The sequence below is a fragment of the candidate division KSB1 bacterium genome, assembly GCA_022562085.1.
GTDB lineage: Bacteria > Zhuqueibacterota > Zhuqueibacteria > Oceanimicrobiales > Oceanimicrobiaceae > Oceanimicrobium.
The window spans coordinates 1-4,944 of the sequence record JADFPY010000339.1; the positions used below are offsets into that span (position 1 = coordinate 1).

At 45.2% G+C, this 4,944-nt stretch carries 3 protein-coding genes and 1 pseudogene; 1 reads left to right on the forward strand and 3 read right to left on the reverse strand.

Translation table 11 applies throughout. From position 1 onward, the window contains the following. Positions 1–1,796: UvrD-helicase domain-containing protein (locus tag IH879_19655; protein MCH7677144.1), on the reverse strand; the 1,796-nt coding region annotated here is incomplete at its 3' end. Between the two features lie 498 nt (positions 1,797–2,294). Between IH879_19655 and IH879_19660 the strand changes: the two genes are divergently transcribed. Further along, the gene (locus IH879_19660; GenBank protein ID MCH7677145.1) at positions 2,295–3,836 is read left to right on the forward strand and encodes an amidohydrolase family protein; all 1,542 of its coding nucleotides are present in this window, start codon (positions 2,295–2,297) and stop codon (positions 3,834–3,836) included. Between the two features lie 58 nt (positions 3,837–3,894). On the opposite strand, the gene IH879_19665 is transcribed toward IH879_19660, so the two are convergent. Continuing rightward, a complete protein-coding gene (locus IH879_19665) occupies positions 3,895–4,410 on the reverse strand; it encodes a helix-turn-helix domain-containing protein (GenBank protein ID MCH7677146.1) in 516 nt (171 codons plus the stop codon). A 144-nt stretch (positions 4,411–4,554) separates the two neighbouring features. Further along, a pseudogene (locus IH879_19670) lies at positions 4,555–4,785 on the reverse strand (TlpA family protein disulfide reductase). Positions 4,786–4,944: the final 159 nt, after the last annotated feature.

A 4,944-nucleotide genomic window follows, 5' to 3' on the forward strand; every position in this document is an offset into this window, starting at 1 on the left:
CCGGTGCTGCGAATATTTTCCAGCATTCTCTGTTGAGATAAATTCTGAACCACCACCGGCGGACGCCCTTTATATTTCCAGTCCTCTTTCAACTCTTCGGCCCGGCTTCCCAGCAGCCCGGCCTTCAGGTCCAAAAGAACATTCGACAATTGCACAATGCTTCCGGAGCTTCTGAAATTCAAGTTTAAGAAATGAAGCTGCGGGATTTTCAGTTCTCGCTCATAAAAATGTCGTTTCAATTCTTCCCATCGAAATCCGCTGGGATTAACAATTTGTTTGGTGTCCCCGCTCAATAGAAGATTCATTGGATTGCGGACAATATAAAAAAGCAGTTCATGCTGCACATCCGTTAAATCTTGCACCTCGTCGCAGACCACCAGGTCATAACGGTGCGCGTCCGAATCATGTTCGCTCAATAAATTCGTCACCTCTCTGGCCAGATCTAATTCATCCCACAAGCCCTCGCGGTCGAGTTTGTCCTGGTACCATTCGAATACACGGTAGAGGCATTGACGATCGAGAGGAAAATTGGGCGCCTTCTTCTTTCCCAGCGCTTCATAATCGACAAAGGAGAGATATTTTTTCTGCGTCAATTCTCTTTCTTTCAACAAGAGATTCAAGGTTCGATCGAGGACAGTTAACACTCGATCGCCTTGTTCTTCAATGTAGTATTTGAGATTCCTGGAAAAAGTTTTGAGATCGGCATGCAAATATTTTTGAACAAATTTTTCCACCTTTTCCAGGGATTTTAACCGGGCGAACGTCAAGAATTGTTGTTGAAGCGCACTCAAGAAGGTGGGTGAAACCGGCTTATTTTTTAAGCGCTCCGGGGCATTTTTCAGAATGTTGATATTGATGTGCGGCAGCGCTCCCTTGATGATGGAACGGATTTCTTCCCAGATTAAAGGGGTGTCGTACCGCCGCGCCTGGCTGTTGGACAAAACTATTTCATTGAACCTCTCGAAATGGACTTCCTTTTCTGGCGGAAAATTTTTGTGGTACTTCTCGGCGACCTCCAGACAATACTCCTTGAAGGTAAAAAAATCGGGGGAAAAGTATTCGTTTTTTAACGGGCTGGCATTCAATAAACCCTGGTACAGTGTCCGGGCAGTATCTCTTAAGTAGCGGTTGTAAGTGATGAACAGTTTCTTCTCTTTCGCCAGCGGTAATTTCAGCAGGTAGTAGATGCCGAGGGTGGTTTTGCCGCTGCCAGCCGTGCCCGAGACCAGGAGCGGCAAAGGTCTGGCCAAAACCTCCTGCTGCTCCGGTGTCAGGTAAAGCTGCAACTGCAATTCGTCCTGCTGGTAAGATTGAATACGCTGCCAATTCTCTTCGTCTAAGAAATGCCATCTCTGGCTGGCCGAATCATCGGAGATTTTCTGAGTAATGCTTTCCTGAGTGAAATAGCTATCACTTAGATCTTCCAGAAGAATCTCGTCCATGGATTCCTTCTGGTACGGTTTAAATTGAAGAAAGGGAACATTGGCAGGGAGGATGTTTGTGCTTTTATGACTTACCGCATCATGAGCAACGATGCCCCAGACATAGACCAGCAGGTTTGAAGCGCCATTTTCCTTATCGTTGCCCAAAGTGAAAAGAATCCGGTTTGACCGGTCAAGTCTGGCCTCGAAGACGGCCTTGTTCCCCGCCAGACTCTTGAGCTTTTTGACGTTTAGGCCGCCTTCCCAGTATCCGATTTCTAAATATTCAAACTTCTGCCGCACTTTTTTGCGGTATTCGGATGGTTGATTGAGCAAATACTTTTTGAAGCAATCATTGATGAGAATCTTTATCATTTAAGTTGCCTCAATATTTTTTGAGATCTGCTAACAATGGATATGACGGCAATGTAACTTAGAACAGATTGAAAGTCAAGGCGACTTCTTACAGCATTATCAGTCATTTTGTTGGTGCAAAACCTAACCCGGATAAACCGGAAATCCGAAGTACGAAACTCGAAATTCGAAACAACATTCAAAATTCAAATTTTCAAATACCTAAAACTCCCCCGTGCGAAGAATAAAAAAATAGACCGTCTTGTTTTGAATTTTCGGGAGGGAAACTATACTCTGTTTATTTATAATCCAAATATTGTACTATTTTGATTCTGGAATTTCCAAAACCCACCCCATTATTTGCAACTTCTGATTCACATTAATTGCATTGATTTTCACTTGGCAAATGCCTAACTTTGCAAGTTAAATTTTATTGATAATTGAAGGGAGGAGCCCATGAGGTACAAAAGTAACCTTAAGATTGTTTTCAGTGTCCTAATTGTAGTAGCTGGCCTGACGATGGCCCCAGGCTTAGTCTATGCTCAAGACACAAACTCATTATTTGGCGATCTTGCTGAAGGCCCTTATAACAGGCTGGTTGTTCAAAATATCATGGTCATTCCAGGTCACGGAGGACCGCCGGTCGGACCCTATGACATCGAGATTGAAGGGAACATGATTGCCAGGATGACCCCGTTCGATCCCGTAACAGCGGAGCGCCGTGGTCAAACCAAACGTGCAACTGGTGACCGGGTGATCGATGGCACAGGCAAATATGTCATGCCGGGAATGATAGACCTGCACATGCATTTACGCAAAGAACCGATGGAAATCGAGTATGTCTATTATCTCAAACTCGCCCATGGTGTAACGACTTTAGTACCGGCTCCGGATCGTGGCCTGGAAGCTGGAATGGAGCAGTCGAAACTTTCTTCACAGAATAAAATATTAGCACCACGTATGTTTCCGATTTGGCGATATGGGCGTGGCACAACATTTACCCAGAATGATTTGGATGATCCTGCAAATGCAGACAAAATTGTACGAGAAATGATTTCGAAAGGCGCGCATGTGGTTAATGTCAGTAATGTCACCTGGAACTCTAACTTATTTGGCGCGGTTTGCAAAGCAGTTTACCGGCACGGGGGTATCACAACCATTCACCTTCCCCCTTCTACAAATGCGGTCGTTCATGCCGTTGACGCGGCTCGGCTAGGCGTCACAATGATTGAACACCACTACGGTTACTCAGAATCTTCTCTGGATAGAAGCGTTCAGGACTTCCCACGCGATTACAGTTATAACGATGAGATCGCGCGGTTCAGGCATGCAGGTAAAGTCTGGACCGAAGCGAACAAAGAGCGATTGTTGTCCGAAGTAGCGGATTCATTGGCGGCTTATGGCGTTTCTATGCTGCCCACTCGTGTCGTTTATGAAGCCAATCGAGACATCATTCGGGCTCAGAATTTACCCTGGCATGAAAAATACACACACCAGGCACTTATCAACTGGAACTTGCCCAATCCGGCCTACCATGGCTCCTATCATTATGACTGGACCTCAGATGACGAATACTACTGGACCTACGCCTTTGATCTCTGGGGGGACCTAATCTACGAATTTAACAAACGGGGCGGACGGGTTGCTTACGGCACAGACGACAATTATATCTGGGCAACCCCCGGTTTCTCCAACGTCCGCGAGTTGCAATTGTTAAGGGAGTCCGGCATGCACAATCTGGAAGTTTTGAAGGCAGCAACTTACAATAGTGCAAAGACGCTGAGACAGCCAAAACTGGGTCTGGTCCGGCCGGGATACCTGGCCGATCTGATGATTGTAGACGGCAATCCCGCATACAACCTTCGCTTCTTGTACAGCTTTGGCGCTTTGACCCGTAACAAAGACGGCGAAATGTACCGAACGAACGGAATTGTTCACACAATCAAAGATGGTATTGTCATTAACAATGCAAGGCTCATGGAGGAAGTCGCAAAAATGGTCCGCAAGTCCAAGGCAGGGGTCGGTGTCGACGTGGTCTCAGAGCCGTTCACAGTCAAATAAAAAAGGGAGAGTTGTGCTCTCCCAAGTCATTTATTCCGGGCAAATCTCATAATATACTTTATCCTCGTTTGAGAAAATGAATCGTCATTGGATATGAATAATCTAGCTCCATCGCGACCCTGGTCGTATTAATAATCGCGATAAAGAACGTAAAAATAACCAGGGCTAGTACTAAAACCTCGCCAACTATGACAAGCACGAGAATGGCTGCAATAAATAAGTAAAGAGACATGCTTATCTGAAAGTTTAGAACATCTACGCTGTGGCGATCGATATCCGGAATTTCATCTTTTTTCAAGGCCCAAATTATTAGCGGAACTATCATGAGTGGTATGACGTTGCTCAGGTGCATGAATATCAGCCAAAGATTAGATCCTGAATTCTCAACCCTTAATTCAAGATCAAAAACTTCTGATAACAATTTCAGTGTTGAGAACCTGGGCGTAACTTCTCCCGATTCAATTCTCTGGATGCTTCTCACATTCAACTGCGCTTGATAGGCTAGTTCTTCTTGCGTCAATCCTTTTTGTTTTCTTAATTCGGCTATTTTGTTTCCAATCTCTGGCTGTATCATGGCTTGTTCCTTGTTTGGTTTTTATGATTACTTTGTTGATACAATTTAAGGATAAAAACCCGGACTTTGCAACTGCAATGACCCGACTTTTACACGGCATTTCCCAAAATCAGGTCGTCAGAATTACGGTTACGACCGGATCAACTAAGCAAAGGCCTTTTCGAGCGTCGTTTGATCTTTATAGCCGACATATTTCTTGGTGATGTGGCCTTCCTTGTCGATCAAGAAAGTCGATGGCACCATCCGGCTATTGTAGGCTTTGGAAATATCCTTGCTCTGCGAAACGGTCAAGGGATACCCCGGATTCATTTCCGCGCTCCATGTCAAAACGTTATCAACTGAACCGCTGTCGACATAAACGGGGAGAATGGTTACATCCTGGCCCTACTTTTTGTGTAGCTCTGTCAGAATGGGCAGGGTATCGAAGCTGTGCGAGCAATGACCGGAGAGAAAGACGATAGCAGCCGGTTTTCCGTGATAATCAGAAAGAGGGACTTTTTTTACCATCTGTAGTAGGCAGGATGAATTCAGGCG